The following is a 22,697-nucleotide window of genomic DNA, read 5'->3' as shown; positions in this document are numbered from 1 at the left end:
ACCACCCCTCCATCCGCCCCTCCCCAGGCAAGGAGCACCCGTGACGGCAACGGCCACGACCGACGTCATCTCTCTGCGCGGCATCACGAAGGCGTTCCCCGGCGTCATCGCCAACGACGACATCTCCCTCGACATCGTGCCGGGGCAAGTGCACTGCCTCCTCGGCGAGAACGGGGCCGGCAAGTCCACGCTCATCAGCATCCTCGCCGGGATGCAGCAGCCCGACTCCGGCACCATCGCGATCGGCGGCTCGGTCGTCGACATCACGTCGCCAAAGATCGCCGTGGACCACGGCATCGGCGTCGTCCACCAGCACTCCACCCTCGTACCCGCGTTCACGGTGCTCGAGAACCTCATGCTCGGCGAGACCGGCGTGATGCTCGACACCAAGCGGGCCACGGAGCGTCTCGACGAGCTCGCCGACCTCCTCGGCGTACGCATCGACCCGCATGCCCTCACCGGCGACCTCGGGCTCGGCCAGCAGCAGCAGGTCGAGATCGCGAAGGCGATGTGGAAGGGCAGCCGGCTCCTCGTGCTCGACGAGCCCACCTCCATGCTCACGCCGCAAGCGATCGAGAACCTCGGCGAGAGCATCGAGCGCGTCACGGCGCAGGGCCTCGCCGTCGTGCTCATCACCCACAAGCTCCGCGAGGCGTATGCAATGGGCGACTGCGTCACCATCCTGCGCGGCGGTCGCAACGTGGGACACATCTCCACCGAGGAGCTCTCCACCTACAGCGAGCAGCAGGCGCAGGACGCGATCCTCGCCGCGATGTTCGGCGAGGACCTCGCCGCGGTCGGGGACGAAGCGGGCGAGATCGCCGGCGCCACCGAGGCCAGCAGGGAGACGGAGGCGATCGACTTCGCGAGCCGTCCCGTGCGCCTCGAGCTCCGCGGGGCGTCCAGCCGCGGCCTCGGCCGCGACGTCGAGGTCGAGGACGTCTCCCTCGTCCTCCGGGAGGGCGAGATCCTCGGGATCGCCGGCATCGACGGACACGGGCAGAGCGCCCTCTCGGAACTCGTCGCGGGCCAGCGCTCCGCCGTGTCCGGCTCCGTCGTCTTCGATGGCGACGACATCACGCGCTCGGGGGTGCGCGGCCGACAGCGACTCGGCATCCGGTACGTCACGGACGACCGCCTCCACGAGGGCACCGTCGGATCGATGTCCGTGGCCCTCAACCTCGTCATCAAGCGCATCGGCGAGCGGCCGTTCTGGAAGTCCGGACGCATCCAGCCGAAAGCGGTCGAGGCAGAGGCGGATCGCCTCATCGAGGAGTACGGCATCCGCACGCCCTCGCCCCAGACCCGTGCCGGAACGCTCTCCGGCGGCAACATCCAGAAGATCCTCCTCGCGCGCGAGCTCGAGAACGGAGCCCGACTCGTGGTGGTGAACAAGCCCACCTACGGACTCGACCTCAAGACCGTGCACCTCGTGCGCGAGATCCTCAAGGACTTCGCCGCCGCCGGCGGCTCCGTCCTCCTCCTCTCCACCGACCTCGACGAACTCATCGAGCTCTCGCACCGCATCCAGGTGATCTCCCGCGGACGCCTCGTGGGCGACATCGTCAACGACGGCGCCGGAACGGCGGAGAAGGTGGGCCAGTACATGACCGGCGCGATCGAAGGCACGGACCGATGACCACCGAGACCACCACGGCCGCGCGCCTCGCCCAGGGGTTCGTGCGCTCCGTCGTCCCCGTCCTCCTCGCCCTCGTCGTGGCGGGGCTCATCATGCTCGCGATGGGCGCGAGCCCTCTCGACTTCTTCGCCGGCGTCTGGAAGTACGGCATCACGGGGAGCAACTGGCAGCGCAGCCTCGCGCTCATGGCCCCGCTGCTCATCGTCGCGATCGGCATCATCGTGGCCTTCCGCGGCCAGCTGTGGAACCTGGGCTACAACGGCCAGTACCTGCTCGGCGCGGTCGTCGCGTCGGGCCTCGGTCCGATCCTCTTCGCGTCGATGCCCGCGGCGCTTGCGACCGTGATCATCTTCCTCGTCGCCATCCTGACCGGCGCGGTCTGGTCGCTCGTGCCCGCGATCCTCAAGGCGCGCTACGGCACGAACGAGATCATCACCTCCCTCGTCATGTCGTTCATCGCGGTCGGCGTCGTGAACCTCCTCATCAAGGGCGTCTTCAAGGACCCGAACGTGACGACGCCGCAGACCACCGTGATCGGCGACACCGAGTTGCTGCCCTACATCCCGGGCACGCAGATCCACATCGGCTTCCTCATCGCCATCGCCCTCGCGTTCCTCGGGCAGTACGTCCTCAGCCGAACGTCCTTCGGTCTCCGGATCGACATCTTCGGCGCGAGCCCGCAGGCCGCACGCCACGTGGGCCTCAACTCCACGTGGATGGTCGTGCTCCTCTTCGCCTTGTCGAGCGGACTCATCGCGCTCGCCGGCTCGATCGACATCCTGGGACAGTTCACGTACCAGCGCGCCGACTGGGACCCCCGGTACGGAGACGCGGTCATGCCTCTCGTGTTCCTCGCGCGGTTCCGCCCCGTCGCGGCCATCCCGTTCGTCGCGTTCTACGCCGTACTCGCCACGGGCGGCACGCTCGCCTCCCAGCAGGCGGGCCTCAACGTGGACTTCCTCCTCGTGATCGTCGGACTCATCCTGCTCTTCATGACCATCACCGAGTTCATCGGCGAGCGCCGGCGGCTCGGGCAGAGCTACCTGCCAGCGGGCCTCCGCCGCACCATCGTCCAACCGTTCGCCCGCACATCGGAGAGGACGTCGGCATGAGCGAGATGCTGTCAGCCACTTTCATCACGGTCTTCATCGCCACGGTGATCGCGCAGGCGATGCCGCTCATGCTCGCGGCCGTCGGCGAGACGATCGGCGAGCAGGCCGGCGTGCTCAACCTCGGCATCGAGGGCGTCATGCTCATCGGCGCGTACACGGGGTTCGTCGTCACCCTCGTGACGGGGAACTTCTGGATCGGGATGATCGCCGGCATGATCGGCGGCGTCGTGGCCAACGGGGCGATGCTCGTGCTCAACGTGTGGCTCGGACTGAACCAGATCGTCATCGGTCTCGCCGTCACGCTCATCGGCGAGGGCGTCACGACCGTGCTGTACCTGCAGAACTACACGTCGTCGCCCTCGAGCCTCGGCAGCCAGCCACGGCTCGTCATCCCCGGGCTCTCGGACATCCCGATCGTCGGGCAGTCGATCTTCCAGCAGTCGGGCATCTTCTGGGTGTGCGTCGTGCTCCTGCTCGCCCTGGCGTTCGCGCTCGCGCGCACAAACTGGGGCCTCTCCACGCGGTCCGCCGGGCAGAAGCCGTCGTCGCTCGACGCGGCGGGCGGCAGCGTGGTCCGCACGCGGTCGGCTGCCGTCGTGCTGAGCGGGGCGCTCGTCGGCCTCGGCGGCGCCTACCTCGCCCTCCTCACGACGGCGACGTTCAGTCCGCACGTCACGAACGGCCTCGGCTTCATCGCCATCGTGATCACGATGCTCTCGCGTGGTCGGATCCTCGTGGTCATGATCACGTCGCTCGTCTACGGTCTCGCCGTGGCCGTCGGGCCGGCGCTCCAAGTGATCGGGTACACCGTGCCGGCCGACCTCATCAAGATGCTGCCGTTCATCATCGTCATCATCATGCTCATCGTGTTCGCCCGCAGTTCCGTGGTCCCTCCGGCCCTCGGAACCCCCTACACGCGCGGAGCCCGGTGACGGTCCGGGGTTTGTGGTGCGCCGGTACAATCGAGCGGAGCCGATGATGAAAGCCAACGACGAGACCGCCGCGCAGGAGTCCGAGCCCCAGGCCACCGAGCCCGTGGCCGCAGAACCGCAGCGCACGAAGGGCGTCGACAGTGCGCGCCGGGCTCTCCAGATCCTCCTCGAGTTCAGCGAGAGCACACCGGAGCTCACGGTCGACAACGTTCTCGAGAAGCACGACATCTCCGTGCCGAGCGCGTACCGCTACATCTCACTCCTGCGTGAGCTCGACCTCATCGAGGAGCGCGAGAAGGGGCGGTTCGTCCTCTCCCCGCAGATCCTGCGGCTCGCCCGTGCGGCCGAGACGGCGATCGACTTCCGCTCCCAGGTGCAGCCGATCCTCAACCGGATGGCCGCGGAGACCGGCGAGACGGCCCTCTATCTGCGCCGTGTGAACGACTCGGCCGTGTGCCTCGCGATCGCCGAGTCGGATCACCCCATCTCCATCTCCTTCCAGCCGGGCAACCTCATGCCCCTGTACGGCGGCGCGGCGGCGAAGCTCCTCCTCAGCGAGCTGACCCCCGCCAAGCTCACGCAGTACTTCAACCGGCTCGGCCCGGCGCTCTCGAAGAAGGAGAAGGGCAAGCTCGAGTCCGACCTCGAGCCGCTGCGCGCCACGGGCTACGCGGAGAGTGCCGGAGAGGTCGACCGCGGCGTGTGGGCGAGCGCCGCCATCGTGCACAGCAACGGCATCTCGGCCGGTGCGCTCACGATCGTCGCTCCCGACTACCGGCTCACGCCCGAGCACAAGACGCAGATCGCCGACGCCGTGCGGGCCGGAGCGGAGACGTTCCAGTCGGTCATCGCCGATCGCGGCTGACCAGCGCGCCGCCGCTCGCCGAGCCGAAGCGAGGACGCGGCCCCTGCCGTTCGGGTCGGCGGGGGCCGCGTAGGGTTCCAAACACGTCGTCGGGTATGGGGCCTCTGGGCACCTCGCGTTCGGGTCGCGTCGCGTTCGGGTCGCTTGCGTGCCTCGTCGAGGCTAGCGGGGTCGGGACGACCCTTGTCCCCCCTTTACCCGACAAGGCTGACGTGATACGGCCGATCGAGGCCGTCCCCCGTCCGGTGAATAACGGATGAATCCGTCCGCTCCCGGATTGTAGATCCGGTCCGACAGGCGCAAGCTCGTCGCCGTGGACCCCATCATCCTGCTGGCGCTCGTCATCGTCACGGCGCTCGCCTTCGACTTCACCAACGGTTTTCACGACACGGCGAACGCGATGGCCACGTCCATCGCGACCGGTGCGCTGCCACCGAAGATCGCCGTCACCCTCTCCGCCGTGCTCAACCTCGTGGGCGCGTTCCTCAGCATCGAGGTGGCGCTCACCGTGACGAACGCGGTGGTGAAGATCCAGGACTCCTCGGGTGCTCCCGATCCGGCTCTCCTCGACGGCGGCGGCTCCGCGCTCCTCCTCATCGTGCTGGCCGGGCTTATCGGCGGCATCATCTGGAACCTCCTCACGTGGCTCCTCGGCCTCCCCTCCAGCTCGTCGCACGCGCTCTTCGGCGGCCTCATCGGCTCGGCGCTCGCAGGGCTCGGCCTCAACGGGGTCAACTGGGCCGGCGACGGCACGAAGCTCGACGGCGTCGTCGGCAAGGTCATCCTCCCCGCGCTCATGTCGCCGGTGCTGGCGGGTGTCGTGGCCGCGATCGGCACGTGGCTCGTCTTCCGCGTGATCGGCAACCTCACGGAGAAGCGGCTGCACCGCGGCTTCCGGATCGGCCAGATCGGCAGTGCGTCCCTCGTCTCCCTCGCGCACGGCACGAACGACGCGCAGAAGACGATGGGCGTCATCACCCTCGCGCTCATCGCCGCCGGCGGCTGGAACGACACCGAGTCGGTGCCGTTCTGGGTGAAGCTCGCGTGCGCCCTCGCGATCTCGCTCGGCACGTACATCGGCGGTTGGCGCATCATCCGTACGGTCGGCAAGGGCATCGTCGAACTGAACACGCCCCAGGGCATGGCGGCGGAGAGCTCGTCGGCCGCCGTGATCCTCGCATCGAGCCACCTCGGCTTCGCGCTCTCCACGACGCACGTCGCGACCGGGTCGATCCTCGGCTCCGGTGTCGGCCGCCCGGGAGCGCAGGTGCGCTGGCGTGTGGCGCTCCGCATGGTGGTCGCGTGGATCATCACGCTGCCGGCGGCGGCCATCGTGGGCGCCGCGATGTGGTGGCTCGGTCACCTCGTCGGCGGCGCGGCCGGCGGCCTCCTCATGGTCGTGATCCTCGTCGCCGTGGCCCTCGCGATCTACCTCCGCTCGCGTCGCAACAGCGTCGGATCCCACAACGTCAACGACGAGTGGCAGGACGCGTCCAGCCGCCCCAAGCAGACGACCGCAGCGTAAGGAGCACCGAGCCATGTTCGCCCTCTTCCTCGAAGCCGCCGCCCAGGTGGCCGTCATCGCGCTCGTCCTCGGCGCCGGTCTCCCCGCCCTCTTCGCCCTCGGAGTGCGCTCCTTCGCTCTCGCCGGCGGGGCCGCGACCACCGAGCAGGGCGGGCCGGGAACGCCGGTCGCGATGCCCGCGCCGCTGCTCCGCGTGATCGGTGTGATCTGCTTCGCGATCGTCGTGATCGCCGTTGTGGTCGGGCTCACGATCATCATCGCCACCGGCCTGGGCCAGGTCGTGAGCTTCGAGCACATCGTGCCCACCTTCGTCCCGAAGGGCTGACCGTGACGGACCTGGAGCAGGGCGCAACGTCGATCGGCGTCGTCTCCCGTGTGGTCAGGTGGCTGCGCGCCGGGTACCCGTCGGGTGTGCCGGAGCAGGACTACGTGCCGCTCCTCGGCATCCTGCGCCGCAGCCTCACGCCGGAGGAGCTCGACGAGGTGGTGAGCAGCCTCGTGTCCGATGCGGAGCGCGCCGACGCCGGCGGGGGATCGTTCGGGCCGGGCCGACTGCGAGAGCGCGTCGAGGAGCTGCTCCTCGGACCGGCGCTCCCGGAGGATCTCACGCGCGTCTCGGCGCGGCTCGCGAGCGCGGGCTGGCCGCTCGGCGGTCCCGAGGAGGTGCGCGCCGAGGCGGCAGCCGATGCCGCCGTCCGGGCGGAGCGCGGCGGGCTCATCACTCGCGTGGTGCGGTGGCTGCGCGCAGGCTACCCCGCTGGCTTCCCCGAGCAGGACTTCGTGCCCCTCGTGGCCTTGCTGCGGCGTCGGCTGAGCGATGAGGAGGTCGCCGAGGTCGGGGCTCGGCTCGCGGCCGAGGGTGACGCCTCGGTGAGTCGCGTCGACGTCGCGACGGCGATCGCGAGGGTCACCTCGGAGCTGCCCTCCGACGAGGACATCGACCGCGTGCGCCGCTCCCTCGCGGAACACGGCTGGCCGGAGGACTTCCCCGTCTGAGCGGGGCCGCTGGTCTCAGGCGGGCGACCACAGCTCGTCCGCCTGAGCCGCGCCGTCATCGCCGGGGCGCAGCCAGCGTGTACTCTCGGCGGTGCGACCGAGCTCGTCGGTGAGCCAGTAGGTGTGGTCGGGCGGCCAGTTCGCGATGACGCTCGCGCGGCCAGGAGAGACGGGGATGGCGGTCTCGGCGAGGGCGAGGTAGGCCGCGCCGGTGACGTGCACGGCGTCGAAGTCGTGGGCGACGAGCGACCAGTCGGGGATCACCCAGCGACCCTCCCACCCGGTGGACAGCCGCCAGTCCTCCTCTGTGTCGGCGAGGTCGTAGGGATAGCGACGGCACAACTCCGCCCACGACTCGGCGTCCATCACCTCGTGGACGCGCGCCGTCGGTGAGATCGACGCGGGCGCGACACTCGCCCCGCGCCATCCGAAGCTGTCGACCACGGCCCACAGCCCGATCGGTCCGAGTCCGGGGAGCGCACGCGTCGTCGTCGGGATCGGCCACGGCGGCGTGCACCACCAGTACCCGGAGCCGAGACCCTCGTTCCGCCACGTGCGGAGCGCATCGTGCGCCGACGGGAAGGGCCGCTCGGTGCGGAGATCGTCCCGCACCTCGAAGTCGACGAGCCACTGCTCGTCCGCGATCGGTTCGGTCAGCCAGCGCGCCGCGTCCGACCCGGCGATGCGCTCGGCGATACGGCGGAGATGCGCGGCCATCGGGGCCTCGGCGAGAAGAAGGTCCGTTTCGTCCGGATCCTGCCACGGGCGCGCACTGTCGACGGAGGCGGCGAGGGCGCGGATGAGAGAGAGTCCGTCCACCGCGATCGGGTCGACCGCGTCGAGAGCGGCGGCGACCTCCTCGGTGGACGGGTCGGGCCATTCGTCGTCGTCGCTCTCTCCGGCGTCGGTGCTGACGCGGGCGAAGCGGACGACCGTCTTCGATCGTGCCGCCTCGGCGTAGAAGAGGAGGGACCAGAGGGACTCCTGCGTCGGAAGCGGGTCTCCGTCCTGCTGGCCGGCCGCCAGCTCGAGGCACAACCGGCGCCCACGGGGACCGGCGAGGATGGCATCGGCGAGAGAGCTCACATCGTCACGGTAGCGGTCGACCCTCCAGCCGCGGTGAGTAGCGACGCGGGGGGAACGTGCGAGCCACAAGGGACCGGAGCGACTCCAGCGAGCCGTGCACTCGGCCGAGCGCTCGACCTTGGACCAGGATGTTCCCGATCGCCGTCGCTTCGACGGGGCCGGCGAGGACCGTCCTGCCCGTCGCGTCGGCGGTCAGCTGGCACAGGAGCTCGTTCTGGGACCCCCCGCCCACGATGTGGATCGTGTCGATCGTCGTCCCCGAGAGCGCGGCGGCCTGGTCGACCGCTCTGGCGTAGGCCGCGGCGAGCGATTCGAGGATCGAGCGGACGTACTCCGCGCGGTCTCTCGGGGCGGCGACACCGTGCTCGGCGCACCACGCGTCGATGCGCGCGGGCATGTCGCCCGGGGGAAGGAACCGCGCATCGGACGCGTCGAAGACGGGAACCGGTCCCGTCACGTCCGCAGCGCTCGCGAGGAGCTCGGCGAGACCGCTGCTGCGCTGCTCGGGCGTCGACCCGCCGGCTTCCCACGAGCGCATCGACTCGGACAGGAGCCACAGTCCCGAGACGTTGGTGAGGAAGCGGACGCGATCGTCGACACCGCCCTCGTTCGTGAAATTCGCCGCGAAGGCGGCCTCGGAGAGCACGGGGGCTGGCAGCTCGACACCGACGAGAGACCACGTCCCGCTCGAGATGTAGGCGGTGGTACTCGACTCGTCGGTGGCTGGGACGGCCACGACGGCGGATGCGGTGTCGTGCGAGCCGACAGCCGCCACCCCGAGGTGAGACGGGGCGCCGAGGCGCGCGGCCACCGTCGGCAGGAGCGGTCCGAGGTGTTCTCCCGGCTGGATGAGGCGGGGGAACAGTCCGGTCGGTATGCGGAGCCTTGCGAACAGATCGGTGTCCCACGTCCGCGTCCGCGGATCGAGCAACCCGGTCGTCGACGCGTTGGTGACCTCGGTGGCTGCGTGGCCGGTGAGCCAGTAGCCGATCAGATCGGGGATGAGGAGGGCGGTGTCCGCCAGACCGAGGCGCCCGGCGGATGCCTCGGCCTGGAGCTGGAAGACGGTGTTGAAGGGGAGGTGCTGCAGTCCCGTGCGCGCGAAGAGATCCTCCGGAGCGATCAGCGCGTGGACGTCCGTCACCGCCGCAGCGTTCCGCTCGTCCCGGTAATGGTAGGGGACACCGAGGAGTGCGCCGTCGCGGACGAGCCCGTAGTCGACCGCCCAGGAGTCCACGCCGATCGAGGCGACCTCCGGTTCGGAGCGCACGGCGTCGGCGAGGCCGGTGAGCACCGCACGGTAGAGGCCGAGGACGTCCCAGTGGAGCGCGGATCGCCTCTGCTCCGTCACAGCGACGGGATCGTTCGCGAATCGCGCGACGTGTCGCAGGCCCAGCTCGTTCTCGCCGACCGAACCGAGGATGACGCGCCCGCTCGTGGCGCCGAGGTCCACGGCGGCGACGACGGCAGTGCCTCCCGGCGTGTTGGTCGACATGGCGGTGCTCAGCGCAGGAACGCGGCCGCGACGCCCGCATCCACGGGGATGTGCAGGCCCGTGGTGTGGGAGAAATCGGACGTGCAGATGGCGAAGACGGCGTTGGCGACGTTCTCCGGCACCACCTCGCGCTTCAGGATGGTGCGCTGCGCGTAAAACGCGCCGAGGTCCTGCTCCTCGATGCCGTAGGTCTTGGCGCGGTTGGCGCCCCATCCCGAGGCGAAGATGCCGGAGCCGCGGACGACACCGTCGGGATTGATCCCGTTGACCTTCACGCCGTGCTCGCCGAGCTCGGCCGCGAGGAGCCTCACCTGGTGGGCCTGGTCAGCCTTCGTCGCGGAGTAGGCGATGTTGTTCGGGCCGGCGAACACCGAGTTCTTCGACGAGATGTAGACGATGTCGCCGCCGAGCTTCTGGTCGATGAGGACCTTCGCTGCCGCCTTCGAGACGAGGAAGGAGCCCTTCGCCATGACGTTGTGCTGCAGGTCCCAGTCGGCGACGGTCGTGTCGAGGAGCGACTTCGAGAGGGAGAGTCCCGCGTTGTTGACCACGAGGTCGAGGCCGCCGAAGGCGAGGACCGTCGCGTCGATCGCGGCCTGGACGGCGTGCTCGTCGGAGACGTCCGCCGCGATCCCCACGGCCACGTCGGTCGAGCCGATCTCGGCGGCGGCCTGTTGCGCCTTCTCGAGCGACAGATCGGCGATCACGACGCTCGCTCCCTCGGCGGCGAGCCGGGTCGCGATGGCCTTGCCGATACCGGACGCCGCGCCCGTGACGAGGGCCACTCGGGTCGCGAGGGGCTTCGGTTTCGGCATACGTCGGAGCTTGGCCTCCTCGAGCGCCCAGTACTCGATCGCGAACTTCTCGGCGTCCGAGATGGGCGAGTAGGTCGAGAGTCCCTCGGCTCCCTTTATGACGCCGATGGCGTTGAGGTAGAACTCTCCGGCGACGCGAGCGGTCTGCGCGTCGCGGCCGTAGCTGAACATGCCGACGCCGGGGACGAGCACGATGAGGGGATCGGCGCCGCGGATCGCCGGCGACTCGGCGGTCGCATGCGCGTCGTAGTAGGCCTGGTAGTCGGCGCGGTAGTCCGCGTGGAGCTCGTGCAGTCGCGTGATCGTCTCCTCGACGCTCGCTTCGGACGGCAGGTCGACCACGAGCGGCTTCACCTTGGTGCGCAGGAAGTGGTCTGGGCAGCTCGTGCCGAGCGCCGCGATACGGGGGTGCTCGGTGCTCGCGAGGAACTCGAGGACGCGCTCGTCGTCGGTGAAATGACCGACGACCGGAGCGTCGGTCGAGGCGATCCCGCGGATCGTCGCGGCGAGGGCTGCGGCCTTCGCCCGGCGCTCGGCCTCGGGGAGGGGGGCGTAGCCCTCGAGTGCCGGACCGAAGGGCTCGGGCGCCGAGTGCTCGGCGATGTAGTCGGCTGCGGTGCGGATGATCCACAGCGAGTTCCGCTCGGCCTCGTCCGACGTGTCCCCCCACGCGGTGATGCCATGGCCGCCGAGGATGCACCCGATCGCGTCGGGGTTCTCGGCCTTGATCGCCGCGATGTCGAGTCCCAGCTGGAAGCCGGGACGGCGCCACGGAACCCATGCGACCTTCCCGCCGAAGATGGTCGCCGTCAGCCGCTCGCCGTCGGCGGCCGTCGCGATCGCGATACCGGAGTCGGGGTGGAGGTGATCGACGTGGGCGGCGTCCACGAGGCCGTGCATGGCCGTGTCGATCGACGGTGCGGCTCCACCCTTCCCATGGAGGGTGAAGTCGAACGCTGCGACCATCTCGTCCTCGCGGTCGACACCGGCGTACACGCCCTGGAGCGCGCGGAGGCGATCGAGGCGGAGTACCGCGAGCCCCTTCTCCGTGAGCGTCCCGAGGTCGCCGCCGGACCCCTTCACCCAGAGCAGCTCGACGTCCTCACCGGTCACGGGGTCGGTCGCCGTGCCCTTCGCCGACGTGTTGCCGCCGGCGTAGTTCGTGTTCGTCGGGTCGCTCCCCAGCCGATTGCTCCGGGCGATGAGTTCCGCGGCGGTCGGATCGGGGGCGGACGGGAGGGCTGTGGTGGCGTCGTTGCTCATGGGGTCCTCGTGGCGCGGTGGAAAAATGAATCGTTTCATTGACTATAGCGACAGGAGTGGCCCCGCGCTATCGCGGATCACTCCGCAAGGCTGTCGAGTTGGTCCTCCAGGTGGAAGACCTCGGTGAGCTGGAGGAAGCCCTCGTCCGGCGGTACGTCGAGGTCGACGAAGAACTCGGCCATCGACTCCTGCCAGCGAGCGTTGACCTCGGTGTCGGCCATGCCGGCCCGCGCTGCGTCGATCGACTCCGTCTCGACGTAGCCGATGAGAAGACCGTCGGGCCGGAGGAAGAGGGAGTAGTTGTGCCAGCCGGTGGTCTTCAGGGCCCTCAGCATCTCCGGCCAGACGGCCGCGTGTCTCGCCGTGTACTCGGCGATGCGGTCGGGCTTCACCTGCAGCTGGAAGCACACGCGGTTCATGTCGATCTCCTCCGCGATGTGCGGGCTTTCGTCGTGTTCTCCGCGCGGAGGGGACGGATGTCCGCCCATCGCGGGGAGGGGGGAGAGAAGGACGGCCCCGGCGTGTGATCGCCGGGGCCGTCGAGGGGGTCGCCGACCTAGAAGTCGAACTCGCCGATGTTGTCGGCGTCGAACGTGAACGGCTCGCCGAGGAGGACGGTGCCGTCGGCGCCGACCTCGAACGTGCCGAGCTCGCCGGCCTCGAAGGAATCGCCCTCTTCGCCGGTGATGTCGCCGTCGATGAGTGCCTTGGCTGCGTACGCGGCGAGGTAACCGAGGTCTCCCGGGTTCCACAGCGCGAACGCGGTGACGGTGCCGTCCTCCACGTACTCGCGCATCTGGTTCGGGGTACCGAGGCCGGTCAGCGCGACCTTGCCCTTGAAGTCCGAGGTGGACAGGTAACGGGCCGCGGCGGCGATGCCGACCGTCGTCGGCGAGATGATGCCCTTGAGGTCGGGGTAGGTCTGGAGCAGCGCCGCCGTCTTGTCGAATGAGGTCTGGTCGTCGTCGTCGCCGTAGACGGTGTCCACGAGGGTGACGTTCGGGTGGTTGGCCTCGAGCTCCTCCGTCATGAGCTCGATCCACTCGTTCTGGTTCGTCGCGTTGGCGGAGGCCGACAGGATCGCGACCTCTCCCTCGTCGCCGATCTGCTCGGTGATGAGGTCGACCTGGGCCTTCGCGATGCCCTCGGCGGTCGCCTGGTTGATGTACAGGTCGCGGCAGTCGGGGTTCGTGTCGGAGTCGAAGGTGACGACCTTCGTGCCCGCGTCACGTGCCTCGTTGAGGGCGTCGCAGATGGCTTCGGGGTCGTTCGCCGAGACGACGATCGCTCCGGCGCTCTGCTGCGTGAGGGTGTTGATGTAGCTCACCTGGGCGTCGGGGCTCGCCTCGGCCGGACCGACCTCGGCGTACGTGCCGCCGAATTCCTCGATGGCCTTCTCGCCGCCGGCGTCCGAGGTGTCGAAGTAGGCGTTGCCGAGGTTCTTCGGGAGGAAGGTGATGGCGTAGTTGGCGTCGCCGCCCTCACCGCCGCCGCTTCCGGAGTCGCCGCCGCTCGCCGAGCAGCCGGTGGCGACGAGCGCGAGGCTCACCGCCACCGCCGTGAGTGCTGTGGCCCGGCGCGTGCGCGAGCCGATGGTGGGAAACGTCATCGTTCCTGCCTTTCGTTGGGTTCCCGAGGTGTCGGCCCCGGGGACGGTGGGGGTGCTGTGGCCGCCGAGGGGATCGGGACCGGTGGTGCGGGTGTGGTGCGGTGGGTCAGGATCCTCCGCGCGGGGGCGCGGCGGTCCGGGTCCCCCCTGGCCTCTGCCGCATGCGCTGCAGCCAGGCCAGGAAGCTCGTTGACACCACGGAGAGGACGAGGAGCGCTCCCGTGATGATGTTGATGACGTCGGAGGTGACGTTGGCGAGACGCAGGGCGCTCGCGATCACCCCGATGAGGATGACTCCGGCGAGGACACCGTGGAGCGCGCCCCGTCCGCCGAAGATCGAGACGCCGCCGAGCAGGACCGCCGCGATGACCTGGAGCTCGAGGCCGGTCGCGTTGTCGCCACGCGCGCTGCCGTAGCGGAGCGTGTAGTAGATCCCGGCGAGTGCGGCGACGGCTCCGGAGAGCACGAACAGGATGAACTTGGTCCGGTCCACATTGACGCCCGAGAAGACCGCGGCCTCGTCGTTCAGGCCGATCGCGAAGATCCCGCGCCCGAATCGCGTGAAATGGAGGAGCACCGCGAACACGACCGCGAGGAGGGCTATCGGGATGACGACCGCCGGGATCGCGGTGTCGCCGATCTTCGACTTCGCGAGGTCGGTCCAGAACTCGGGGAAGTCGGTGACCGCCGTCGTCCCGAGGAGGCCGACGGCGAGCCCGCGGTAGAGGGCGAGCGTTCCGATGGTCACGGCGAGGGACGGCAGTCCCACGACCGTGACGAGGAATCCGTTGAGTGCTCCGCCCACGGCACCCGCCACGATGGCGGCGAGCGCGGCGAACTCGAACGGGACGCCCGCCTGATGGAGGGTCCCTGTGAGGACACTCGCGAGTCCGACGGTCGACGCCACGGAGAGGTCGATCTCGCCCGTCACGATGATGAGTGTCATCGGGAGGGCGATGAGGAGCGCCGGCGCGATATCGAGGAAGAGGTACGTGATGGTGATCGGCTTGCCGAAGTTGGCGACGCCGGCTGAGGCGACGACGATGACGATCACGAGGAGCGCGATGACCGCCATCTCACGGGTGACGAGGATGCGCTGCCAGGCGGGACGGCCGTAAGTGCGGAATGCGCGGGTCTCCGCGGTCTGTGCTGTCGTGGCGGTCATGCGGAGTCGTCCCTGTCCTCGAGGAGCTTGCGGGATTGTCGGAGGGAGAGGACGCGGTCGAGAACGATCGCTCCGATGATGAGGAGACCGACGACGGCGCGCTGCCAGAAGTCGGGGACCCCGAGGATGGGGAGCGCCCGGTTGATGGTGAGCAGGAGGACCGCGCCGATCGCTGCGCCCCACACCGTTCCGCTGCCGCCGAAGATCGCGACCCCGCCGATGACCGCCGCTCCCACGGCGTCGAGCTCGTAGCCCGAGCCCGCTTGCGAGTTGATGGTCCCGTAGCGGGCGACGAAGAGGACGCCGGCGAGGCCCGTGAGCGCGCCGCTCACGACGAACGCCGAGAGGATCCGTCGCGTGACCGGGAGTCCGTAGAGGCGCGCGGCGTCCGGGTCGGATCCGATCGCGTACAACTCGCGCCCCGCGCGGATGTTCCGCATGTAGAGGCCGGCGATCACGAGGACGACGATCGCGATGATCGTGAGGTAGGGGATGGTGAGGAACTGGCCGGTGCCGAGGGCGAGGAACTCCTTCGGCATGTCCGAGGCGTTGATCCGGTCGCTGCCCGTCCACGCCACGTTGATTCCGCGGTACGCGTAGAGGGTTCCGAGTGTGATGACGAGCGCCGGGACCTTCGCGAAGGCGACGAGCGCGCCGTTCACGAGTCCGAGGAACGCGCCGAAGAGGACGGCCCCGACGACCACGAGGCCGATCGGGATCCCGGGGACATCGAGGAAGAGGCGCCCCGTCAGGTAGGCCGTGAGCCCGAGGATCGAGCCGACGGACAGGTCGACGTTCCGGGTGATGATCACGATCGACTGGCCGACCGCGAGCAGGATGAGGATCGACGGCGTGAGGAGCATGTCGCGCCAGCCGTCGGGGCTGAAGAGGAACGTGGGGTTCTTCGTCGTCGCGGCGGCGACGATGATCACGAGCGCGAGGAGGATGCCGGTCTCGCGCGCCTTCACGAGCGAGCCGAGGCCGTGCGCGAAGGCGCCGCTGCGCGGGGTCGCGCTGCGCGTCGGGGGAGTGATGGTCGAGGTCATGCCGCGTGCTCCGAGCTCTGGGTGGCGGCGAACATCACGGCTTCGCTCGTGGCGTCGGCCCTGTCGAGTTCCGCGGTGATCCGGCCCTCGCGCATCACGAGGACCCGATCGGCCATGCCGAGCACCTCCGGGAGCTCCGACGAGATCATGAGGATGCCCATGCCCTCACCGGCGAGGCGGGAGAGGAGACGGTGCACCTCGGACTTCGTCCCCACGTCGATGCCACGGGTCGGCTCGTCGATGATGAGGACGGTCGGGTTGGTGGCGAGCCACTTGCCGAGCACGACTTTCTGCTGATTGCCGCCCGAGAGGGTCCCGGCGATCGTGTCGAGGGCGCTCGTCTTCACCTCGAGGCGGCTCGACCAGACCCGCGCCGCGGCGTTCTCCGCGCCGCTCGTCAGGAGGCCGAGCTTCGAGAGCTGCTGCCGGATGGACATCGTGATGTTGTGGGCGACGGTGGAGTCGAGCACGAGTCCCTGCTTGCGGCGGTCCTCGGGAACGAGGGCGATTCCGGCGCGCATCGCGGCGACGGGGTTGTGGGCGGGGATGCGGGTGCCCTTGAGCGTCACCGACCCCGTGTCGTAGCGGTCGACCCCGAACACGGCCCGGGCAACCTCGCTGCGTCCGGCGCCGACGAGTCCGGCGAGCCCCACGATCTCGCCGGACCGGACCTGGAGGTCGATGTCGTGGAAGACGCCGGCTGAGCCGAGGCCTCTCACATCGAGGAGGACCTCGCCGATCTCGGCCTCCTGCTTGGGGTAGAGGTCGGCGACGTCGCGCCCGACCATCTCGCGCACGACGCGGTCGACTGTCGTCTCGGTCGTCGAGGTGGTGGAGATGTACTCGCCGTCGCGCATCACGGTGATGGTGTCGCAGAGGTCGAAGACCTCGTCGAAGCGATGCGAGATGAAGAGGAGCGCACGGCCCTCGTCGCGCAGGCTGCGCGCCACGGCGAAGAGCCGCTCGACCTCGACGCCCGAGAGCGCCGCCGTGGGCTCGTCCATCACGAGGACGGTGGCGTCGAGCGAGATGGCCTTGGCGATCTCGATGATCTGCTGATCGGCGATCGAGAGGCCCTCGGCCGGACGGTCGGCGTCGATGCGCACGCCGAGACGGGCGAAGAGGCCGGCGACCTCGGCCCGCATCGCCTTGCGGTCGATGCGGCCGAAGCGTCCGGTGGGCTGGCGGCCCATGAAGATGTTCTCGGTGACCGAGAGGTCGGGGAAGAGCGTCGGCTCCTGGTAGATCACGGCGATCCCCGCGGCCTTCGACTGGGCGGTGGACGAGAAGTCGACCGTCCGCCCGTCGAGGGTGAAGTCGCCGGCGTCACGCTGGTAGAGGCCGGCGATGATCTTGACGAGGGTGGACTTGCCCGCACCGTTCTCACCCACGAGGGCGTGGATCGAGTTGCGGTGAAGGGCGAGGCTGCCCGACGTCAGCGCGACGACGCTGCCGAACGCCTTCGTGACGTCGCGCAGTTCGAGTGCGGGGGCGACCGGTGTCCCGGGGGCTCTCGTCATTGTGAACCGTTCTTCCTTGCGTCTTTGCTCGGGTGGTGCTGCGTCTGTCCGGTGGGACCGTCGGATCGGATCCGGGGCGATATGAATCGTTTCAGATGATCGAGCGCCAATCTATTCCGGCACTCGGACCGTGTCAACTCACGTGCCCGAATCGTGATCCGTCGATGGGGTCGTCAGGCCCCCCAGCCGGACTGCGTGCCGCCGACGCGCTCGGCGGCGATCCTCTCCTGGGTGCCCGAGGCGAGGTACGCCCGCATCGGGTCGCCGGCGAGCCCGCGGCTCTCGCGCCACGCCGCGAGGTCGCCGCGGACGTCGGTGTAGAAGGCGTCCATGAGGACGTCGTTCGCCCCGAGCACGTCGCCGGCCGACTGGGCGGCGTCGAGCGCGTCGCGGTCCACCAGGAGTGCGCGGGCGGTCATCTCCTGCACGTTCAGGACCGAGCGGATCTGGCCGGGGATCTTGTCCTCGACGTTGTGGCACTGGTCGAGCATGAAGGCCACGGGGCTGTCGGCGCCGTAGCCGTCGCCCCGCACGACCTCGACGAGGATGCGGAACAACTGGAACGGGTCGGCCGCGCCCACGATGAGGTCGTCGTCGGCGTAGAAGCGCGAGTTGAAGTCGAACGAGCCGAGCTTTCCGAGCCGCAGGAGCTGCATGACGATGAACTCGATGTTCGTGCCTGGCGCGTGGTGACCCGTGTCGAGGCACACCATCGCCTTCTCGCCGAGCGCCGTCACCTGGGCGTAGGAGGTGCCCCAGTCCGGCACGTCCGTGTGGTAGAACGCCGGCTCGAAGAACTTGTACTCCAGCACGAGCCGCTGCTCGTCGCCGAGACGTGCGTAGATCTCCCCGAGCGACGCGGCCAGCCGGTCCTGACGGCCCCGCATGTCGCCCTGGCCGGGGTAGTTGGTGCCGTCTGCGAGCCAGATCTTGAGGTCGCGCGAGCCGGTCTCGTGCATGATGTCGATGCACTCGAGGTGATGGTCGATCGCCCGGCGCCTGACGGCGTCGTCCACGTGGGTGAGGCTGCCGAACTTGTAGACGTCGTCCTGGAATGTGTTGGAGTTGACCGTGCCGAGCCGGACGCCCTTCTCCGCCGCGAACTCCCGGAGGGCTGCGTAGTCGTCGACCTTGTCCCAGGGGATGTGGAGGGCGACGGCCGGTGCGAGCTGCGTGTAGTCGTTGACCGTCGCGGCGTCGGTGATCTTCTCCTGGATCGTGCGCGGGGTGCCGGGTGTGCCGAAGACCTTGAATCGGGTACCGGAGTTGCCGAACGCCCACGAGGGGAGTTCGATGGCCTGCTCGGCGAGGAGGGGCCGGATGTCACTGAACGACGTCATGAATGGTTCCATTCGTTGGTGCGGGAGCTGAGCGGGCCGAGGGGAGGCGGCGGGCTCTCGTGGACGCATCCGCCCCGGCGCTCACTCGGTGTCGGACGTCGATCCCTGTGGAGCCGGGAGGTGGAACCCTGGGGGGATGCGTGCCGTGAGGCGCGGGTCGACGTCGACATGGATGCGACTGTACACGGTTATGGAACGTTTCAATAGTGCCCGGCGGACGCGAGGTCGACGATCGCGATACGCTGTCGCCTATCCGGTAGCGGAGTCGCCGATCGGTCCGCATCTCCGGGCTCGGCGCCGCCACGGGTCGAGTTCCGCCCCTGGAGGGCCGGTCCGGTCGAGAGGACACAGATGGCGACGGTGAGCATCCGGGACGTCGCCGCGCTCGCCGGCGTCTCCGTCGGCACCGTCTCCAATGTGCTGAACCGACCGACGAAGGTGGCCGAGTCCACGGTCGTCAAGGTCCAGCGAGCGATCGACATCCTCGGCTTCGTCCGCAACGACGCCGCCCGGCAGCTCCGCGCGGGCCGCAGCCGGAGCATCGGGCTCGTCGTCCTCGACGTCGCGAACCCGTTCTTCACCTCCGTCGCCCGCGGAGCGGAAGAGGCCGCCGACGCCGCCGGTCTCAGCGTCCTCCTCGGCAACAGTGACGACGACGTCGCGCGCGAACACTCCTACCTCGACCTCTTCGAGGAGCAGCGCGTCCACGGCGTCCTCATCTCGCCGATCGGCGACGACGTCGAGCGTCTCGGGCGGCTGCACGCTCGCGGGATCCCGGCGGTGCTCGTCGACCGGCCCACCGAGGACTCGCGCTTCTCCTCCGTCGCCGTCGACGACATCGCCGGGGGCCGGGTCGCGGTCGAGCACCTCCTGGACGGCGGACGGCGCCGCATCCTCATGGTGGCGGGACCGGCGGGAATCCGTCAGGTGCGCGACCGGCTCGCCGGCGCGCGCGAGGCCGTCGCGAACACGGCGGGCGCCACACTCGAGGTGCTGTCGACGTCGTCCCTGACGGTGCTCGAGGGGCGGGCGGTCGGCGAGGCGATCGCGTCCCGACCGGCCGGCGAGCGGCCGGACGCGATCTTCGCGGCGAACGACCTCCTGGCCGTGGGAGTGCTGCAGGCTTTCGCCTTCGGAGGATCCGTACGCGTCCCCGAGGACATCGCCCTCGTCGGCTACGACGACATCGACTTCGCCGCCGCCGCGGTCGTGCCGCTCACGTCCGTCCGTCAGCCGAGCGCGCTCATCGGGCGGACGGCCGTCGAACTCCTGCTCCGCGAGGGGGAGGACCCCGATTCCGCACGCGAGCACGTGATGTTCGACCCGGAGCTCGTCGTCCGGGCGTCGACCGACGGCTGACCGTCTCGAGGTGAAACGGTCGTCGTCGTGGCCGTTCGCCGCGAGGTCTCCGCGGATGCCGACCGACCGTTCATCGAGTGGCGTGGCGAGTGGCCGATCGACGAGATCGACCCGCGCCGAGTGGCCGCCGAGCCGGGGTCATCGCGCGATGTGCAGAGCGTCCGCGATCCGGGCGACCTCGGCTCGCGTCGACGGGTCGAGTCCGCGCACGGGGCGGGGAAGGCTGTCCGGCGCGACGAGGCCGAGGTGCTCGGCGATCGCCGCGGTGACGCGGAGACTGCCGAACTCGCGGAAGAGTCGCCACAGGCGGTCGAGCCGGAGGGAAGCCGCACGCGCGGCCTCACGGTCGCCCGAGAGAGCCGGGCGACTGATGGCGAGCGCCTCGTCCGGCAGTGTTCCGCCGATCACGGAGTACCAGACGTCGCACCCCGCACCGAGTCCGACCGCCGCGAACGGATCGCCCGAGACGCCGATCGACACGGTGTCCGGGAGGTGTGCGCGGATCGACTGCACGCGCTCCGCTGCCGCGTCGGGCACGGGCGGGACGCCCGGGATCTTGATCGACGCGACGTGGGGGAGGGCGGCGATGCGCGCATACAGCTCATCGGTGAACGTGACGTGGGTGGTCCCCGGGTTGTCGTACACGACAAGCGGCACCGAGAGTCCGGCCGTGACATCCTCGAACAGGCCGAACACCTCGTCGTCGGTGAGCTTCTGGTAGCTCACGGGTGCGAGGAGCACGGCACTCGCGCCCGCCTCCTGGGCGTCGTCGGCGAGCCGCTGCACGAGCGAGGTGCGGAGGGCGCCGATGCCCACCATCACGGGGACATCCCCAGCGCTTCGCACCGCGAGCTCCGCGACCCGGCGCCGTTCCGCGCGGTCGAGGTACATGTAGGAGCCCGTCGATCCGAGCGCCGTGATCGAGTCGACGCCCGCCGCCACGAGCCGCTCGATGAGACCGACGTATGCGGCCTCGTCCACGGCGTCGTCGCGCAACGGGGTGAGGGGGAAGGCGCTCAAGCCGGTGAACATGGGGCTCCGTTCGAGGCGGATCGCGTTGGACGATCTCACTTCTCGATCTTGCCCGCTCGGCCGCGATCGTGCTCGACCAGGGTCGCATGAGGCTGTGACTTTGCAGTGAAGCGACTTCATAGTGAAGCTATCACGTAGTGTCGATTCGAGCCCGATCCGCTCCGACGAAAGGCCGGCCGATGCCCGACACCCCCCGTTCCGCACCACGCGTCCTCGTCACCGGCGCCAGCATCGCCGGCCCGGCCCTCGCGTGGGGACTCGCGAAGTCGGGATACGACGTGACTCTGCTCGAGCGCTCCGCCGAGCCGCGCGAGACCGGCCAGAACATCGATGTGCGCGGCCTCGGCCGCGAGGTCCTGACCCGCATGGGCGTCGAGGAGACGGTCCTCGCCAACCTCACGGGTGAGGAGGGCACGCGATTCGTCGACGAGTCCGGACGCGCGTACGCGGTGTTCCCGAAGGAGGAGGGGCAGGACGGCCCGACGGCCGAGGTCGAGATCCTGCGTGGTCGTCTCGCCAGCATCCTCGTCGATATCGTGCCCGACGGCGTCGACCGGTGGTTCGGGGATTTCGTCGCCGCCGTCCAGCAGGACGCCACCGGAGTCGACGTGACCCTCGACAGCGGCGCCCGGCATCGGTTCGACCTGCTCATCGTGGCCGAGGGGCGGAGTTCCCGCACACGGCGCCTCCTGTTCGCCGACGAGACCGAGCTGCGGGATTTCGGCGTCAGCATCACCTACGGCACCATCGACCGTCGACCCGATGACGTCGACACGTGGGACTGGTACACGGCCACGCGCGGCCGTGTCGCGTCCATGCGGCCGGACAACGAGGGCACGATCCGCGCGAGCATGTCGTTCGAGTCCGAGCCGATGGGGTTCGAGACCCTCCCGCGCGAGGTGCAGTTCCGCACCCTCCGCGAGCGGTACCGCGGGGCCGGCTGGCAGACGGACCGAATCCTCGACGGCTTCGCCGCGCGCCCCGAGGAGTTCTACACCCAGCGGATGGAGCAGGTCATCGTCTCGACCTGGAGCACGGGGCGCGTCGTCCTGGTCGGTGACGCCGCCTGGGGATCGGGCCCCACCGGCATGGGCACGACGCTGGCGCTGGTCGGCTCACACATCCTCACGGGCGAGCTCGCCGCCACCCCCGACGACCACGGGCGGGCCTTCGCGTCCTACGAGCGGCAGATGCGCCGCTACGCGGACAGCGCGCAGGGGCTGCCCCGGGGTGGCGCGAGACTGCTGCACCCGTCCACGGGCGTCGGTGTCGCGGGTATCCGTCTGGCCCACCGTGTGGCGGCGTCGCGGCCGGTGCGTCGCTTCTTCCAGGCGAACCTCTTGACGAGCGAGAAGCACGTCCCAGACCTAGCGGAGTACCCGCACCTGCGGGCCTGACCGCGGCGACGGGGATGTCGATGAGAGGATCGGTCATGACGACTCCGAGGAAGCACATGCTCGACGCGCTCCGGCACTACGCCGTCGGCTACCAGGACTCGGCCCATCGGCTCGCCCGCTGGATGGACCTGCCGATCGTCGACGGCACAGCCCTCGGGGAGATCATCTGGGCGGAGTACGAGGGCAGCCCGCTGACCCCCAGTCGCCTGTCCGCTCGTGTGGGCCTCACCTCCGGCGCGACCAATGCGCTCGTCAACCGGCTCGAGGACCGGGGGCTCGTCGCGCGGAGTCGCGAGAACCAGGATCGCCGGATCGTGACGCTCCGAGCCACCGATCTGGCCCGTGAGCGCGCGTCGGCGTTCCTCGACCCGTCGGCCACGGCGCTCGAGGCAGCGCTCGGTGACTACGACGACGAGACGCTCGAGGCGGTCGGATCGATCCTCAGACGGTTCGCCGCCATCCTTCCGGGGGCCGACGGGCGGGACGCGCCGACCGTGTGAG

20 protein-coding genes are annotated in these 22,697 nt (G+C 69.7%); 10 read left to right on the top strand and 10 right to left on the bottom strand.

Features of this window, described 5'->3' with window-relative positions; genetic code table 11:
* The first annotated feature begins 40 nt into the window (after positions 1 to 40).
* The 7 genes from CLV49_RS05300 to CLV49_RS05270 all read left to right on the top strand — a co-directional run bounded on the left by CLV49_RS05300 (position 41) and on the right by CLV49_RS05270 (position 7,069).
* Positions 41 to 1,639, top strand: a complete 1,599-nt coding sequence (locus tag CLV49_RS05300) for a putative B6 ABC transporter ATP-binding protein (protein WP_106562597.1) — start codon at positions 41 to 43, stop codon at positions 1,637 to 1,639.
* Positions 1,636 to 2,751 carry a putative B6 ABC transporter permease subunit 2 gene (locus tag CLV49_RS05295; RefSeq protein WP_106562596.1) on the top strand — a complete coding sequence of 372 codons (1,116 nt, stop codon included), beginning with the start codon at positions 1,636 to 1,638 and terminating at the stop codon, positions 2,749 to 2,751. Before CLV49_RS05300 ends, CLV49_RS05295 begins: the two co-directional genes overlap by 4 nt.
* Positions 2,748 to 3,683, top strand: coding sequence for an ABC transporter permease (locus CLV49_RS05290; protein WP_106562595.1), 936 nt, complete (start codon positions 2,748 to 2,750; stop codon positions 3,681 to 3,683). The genes CLV49_RS05295 and CLV49_RS05290 overlap by 4 nt, the downstream gene beginning before the upstream one ends.
* 43 nt (positions 3,684 to 3,726) lie before the next feature.
* A complete protein-coding gene (locus CLV49_RS05285; protein ID WP_106562594.1) occupies positions 3,727 to 4,548 on the top strand; it encodes an IclR family transcriptional regulator in 822 nt (273 codons plus the stop codon).
* Positions 4,549 to 4,861: 313 nt separating this feature from the next.
* Positions 4,862 to 6,073 carry an inorganic phosphate transporter gene (locus tag CLV49_RS05280; RefSeq protein ID WP_106562593.1) on the top strand — a complete coding sequence of 404 codons (1,212 nt, stop codon included), beginning with the start codon at positions 4,862 to 4,864 and terminating at the stop codon, positions 6,071 to 6,073.
* A 13-nt stretch (positions 6,074 to 6,086) separates the two neighbouring features.
* Positions 6,087 to 6,398 (top strand): hypothetical protein, encoded by a 312-nt coding sequence (locus CLV49_RS05275; protein WP_106562592.1) that lies wholly within the window; start codon positions 6,087 to 6,089, stop codon positions 6,396 to 6,398.
* Positions 6,399 to 6,400: 2 nt separating this feature from the next.
* Complete coding sequence (locus tag CLV49_RS05270; RefSeq protein WP_243696735.1) at positions 6,401 to 7,069, top strand: DUF3349 domain-containing protein; 669 nt, start codon at positions 6,401 to 6,403, stop codon at positions 7,067 to 7,069.
* Positions 7,070 to 7,084: 15 nt separating this feature from the next.
* Here CLV49_RS05270 and CLV49_RS05265 read toward each other — a convergent pair whose 3' ends face one another.
* The 9 genes from CLV49_RS05265 to rhaI all read right to left on the bottom strand — a co-directional run bounded on the left by CLV49_RS05265 (position 7,085) and on the right by rhaI (position 18,408).
* Positions 7,085 to 8,155, bottom strand: a complete 1,071-nt coding sequence (locus tag CLV49_RS05265; RefSeq protein ID WP_106562591.1) for a hypothetical protein — start codon at positions 8,153 to 8,155, stop codon at positions 7,085 to 7,087.
* A 4-nt stretch (positions 8,156 to 8,159) separates the two neighbouring features.
* Positions 8,160 to 9,650 carry a rhamnulokinase gene (locus CLV49_RS05260; protein ID WP_106562590.1) on the bottom strand — a complete coding sequence of 497 codons (1,491 nt, stop codon included), beginning with the start codon at positions 9,648 to 9,650 and terminating at the stop codon, positions 8,160 to 8,162.
* Positions 9,651 to 9,658: 8 nt separating this feature from the next.
* A complete protein-coding gene (locus CLV49_RS05255; protein WP_106562589.1) occupies positions 9,659 to 11,728 on the bottom strand; it encodes a bifunctional aldolase/short-chain dehydrogenase in 2,070 nt (689 codons plus the stop codon).
* A 77-nt stretch (positions 11,729 to 11,805) separates the two neighbouring features.
* On the bottom strand, positions 11,806 to 12,147 hold the full coding sequence (locus tag CLV49_RS05250) for an L-rhamnose mutarotase (protein ID WP_106562588.1): 342 nt from the start codon (positions 12,145 to 12,147) through the stop codon (positions 11,806 to 11,808).
* A 137-nt stretch (positions 12,148 to 12,284) separates the two neighbouring features.
* A complete protein-coding gene (rhaS, locus tag CLV49_RS05245) occupies positions 12,285 to 13,337 on the bottom strand; it encodes a rhamnose ABC transporter substrate-binding protein (protein WP_106562587.1) in 1,053 nt (350 codons plus the stop codon).
* Positions 13,338 to 13,443: 106 nt separating this feature from the next.
* The gene (locus CLV49_RS05240; RefSeq protein ID WP_106562586.1) at positions 13,444 to 14,502 is read right to left on the bottom strand and encodes an ABC transporter permease; all 1,059 of its coding nucleotides are present in this window, start codon (positions 14,500 to 14,502) and stop codon (positions 13,444 to 13,446) included.
* The gene (locus CLV49_RS05235) at positions 14,499 to 15,548 is read right to left on the bottom strand and encodes an ABC transporter permease (RefSeq protein ID WP_106562585.1); all 1,050 of its coding nucleotides are present in this window, start codon (positions 15,546 to 15,548) and stop codon (positions 14,499 to 14,501) included. Before CLV49_RS05235 ends, CLV49_RS05240 begins: the two co-directional genes overlap by 4 nt.
* Positions 15,545 to 17,068, bottom strand: a complete 1,524-nt coding sequence (locus tag CLV49_RS05230) for a sugar ABC transporter ATP-binding protein (protein ID WP_106562584.1) — start codon at positions 17,066 to 17,068, stop codon at positions 15,545 to 15,547. Before CLV49_RS05230 ends, CLV49_RS05235 begins: the two co-directional genes overlap by 4 nt.
* A 173-nt stretch (positions 17,069 to 17,241) precedes the next feature.
* Positions 17,242 to 18,408 carry an L-rhamnose isomerase gene (rhaI, locus tag CLV49_RS05225; protein WP_106562583.1) on the bottom strand — a complete coding sequence of 389 codons (1,167 nt, stop codon included), beginning with the start codon at positions 18,406 to 18,408 and terminating at the stop codon, positions 17,242 to 17,244.
* Positions 18,409 to 18,759: 351 nt separating this feature from the next.
* Between rhaI and CLV49_RS05220 the strand changes: the two genes are divergently transcribed.
* On the top strand, positions 18,760 to 19,767 hold the full coding sequence (locus tag CLV49_RS05220) for a LacI family DNA-binding transcriptional regulator (protein WP_106562582.1): 1,008 nt from the start codon (positions 18,760 to 18,762) through the stop codon (positions 19,765 to 19,767).
* Between the two features lie 138 nt (positions 19,768 to 19,905).
* On the opposite strand, the gene CLV49_RS05215 is transcribed toward CLV49_RS05220, so the two are convergent.
* Positions 19,906 to 20,799, bottom strand: a complete 894-nt coding sequence (locus tag CLV49_RS05215; protein ID WP_106564903.1) for a dihydrodipicolinate synthase family protein — start codon at positions 20,797 to 20,799, stop codon at positions 19,906 to 19,908.
* Positions 20,800 to 20,978: 179 nt separating this feature from the next.
* Between CLV49_RS05215 and CLV49_RS05210 the strand changes: the two genes are divergently transcribed.
* Entirely contained in the window at positions 20,979 to 22,196 is a 1,218-nt protein-coding gene (locus tag CLV49_RS05210) for an FAD-dependent monooxygenase (RefSeq protein WP_106562581.1), read from the top strand.
* Between the two features lie 35 nt (positions 22,197 to 22,231).
* Positions 22,232 to 22,696 carry a MarR family winged helix-turn-helix transcriptional regulator gene (locus CLV49_RS05205; RefSeq protein WP_208019869.1) on the top strand — a complete coding sequence of 155 codons (465 nt, stop codon included), beginning with the start codon at positions 22,232 to 22,234 and terminating at the stop codon, positions 22,694 to 22,696.
* Position 22,697 lies beyond the last annotated feature (1 nt).

Origin of the sequence: Labedella gwakjiensis, assembly GCF_003014675.1 — a bacterium.
Lineage (GTDB): Bacteria > Actinomycetota > Actinomycetes > Actinomycetales > Microbacteriaceae > Labedella > Labedella gwakjiensis.
This window is presented reverse-complemented; position numbering and strand designations above follow the sequence as displayed.

Excerpts from the sequence above, each read along its gene's own strand:
- CLV49_RS05220 (WP_106562582.1), top strand. The coding sequence starts at position 18,760 with ATGGCGACGGTGAGCATCCGGGACGTCGCCGCGCTCGCCGGCGTCTCC.
- CLV49_RS05250 (WP_106562588.1), bottom strand. The coding sequence starts at position 12,147 with ATGAACCGCGTGTGCTTCCAGCTGCAGGTGAAGCCCGACCGCATCGCC.
- CLV49_RS05240 (WP_106562586.1), bottom strand. The coding sequence starts at position 14,502 with ATGACCGCCACGACAGCACAGACCGCGGAGACCCGCGCATTCCGCACT.
- CLV49_RS05295 (WP_106562596.1), top strand. The coding sequence starts at position 1,636 with ATGACCACCGAGACCACCACGGCCGCGCGCCTCGCCCAGGGGTTCGTG.
- CLV49_RS05230 (WP_106562584.1), bottom strand. The coding sequence starts at position 17,068 with ATGACGAGAGCCCCCGGGACACCGGTCGCCCCCGCACTCGAACTGCGC.
- CLV49_RS05285 (WP_106562594.1), top strand. The coding sequence starts at position 3,727 with ATGATGAAAGCCAACGACGAGACCGCCGCGCAGGAGTCCGAGCCCCAG.
- CLV49_RS05235 (WP_106562585.1), bottom strand. The coding sequence starts at position 15,548 with ATGACCTCGACCATCACTCCCCCGACGCGCAGCGCGACCCCGCGCAGC.
- CLV49_RS05290 (WP_106562595.1), top strand. The coding sequence starts at position 2,748 with ATGAGCGAGATGCTGTCAGCCACTTTCATCACGGTCTTCATCGCCACG.
- CLV49_RS05275 (WP_106562592.1), top strand. The coding sequence starts at position 6,087 with ATGTTCGCCCTCTTCCTCGAAGCCGCCGCCCAGGTGGCCGTCATCGCG.
- CLV49_RS05260 (WP_106562590.1), bottom strand. The coding sequence starts at position 9,650 with ATGTCGACCAACACGCCGGGAGGCACTGCCGTCGTCGCCGCCGTGGAC.
- CLV49_RS05215 (WP_106564903.1), bottom strand. The coding sequence starts at position 20,799 with ATGTTCACCGGCTTGAGCGCCTTCCCCCTCACCCCGTTGCGCGACGAC.
- CLV49_RS05255 (WP_106562589.1), bottom strand. The coding sequence starts at position 11,728 with ATGAGCAACGACGCCACCACAGCCCTCCCGTCCGCCCCCGATCCGACC.
- CLV49_RS05210 (WP_106562581.1), top strand. The coding sequence starts at position 20,979 with ATGCCCGACACCCCCCGTTCCGCACCACGCGTCCTCGTCACCGGCGCC.
- rhaS (WP_106562587.1), bottom strand. The coding sequence starts at position 13,337 with ATGACGTTTCCCACCATCGGCTCGCGCACGCGCCGGGCCACAGCACTC.
- CLV49_RS05205 (WP_208019869.1), top strand. The coding sequence starts at position 22,232 with ATGACGACTCCGAGGAAGCACATGCTCGACGCGCTCCGGCACTACGCC.
- rhaI (WP_106562583.1), bottom strand. The coding sequence starts at position 18,408 with ATGACGTCGTTCAGTGACATCCGGCCCCTCCTCGCCGAGCAGGCCATC.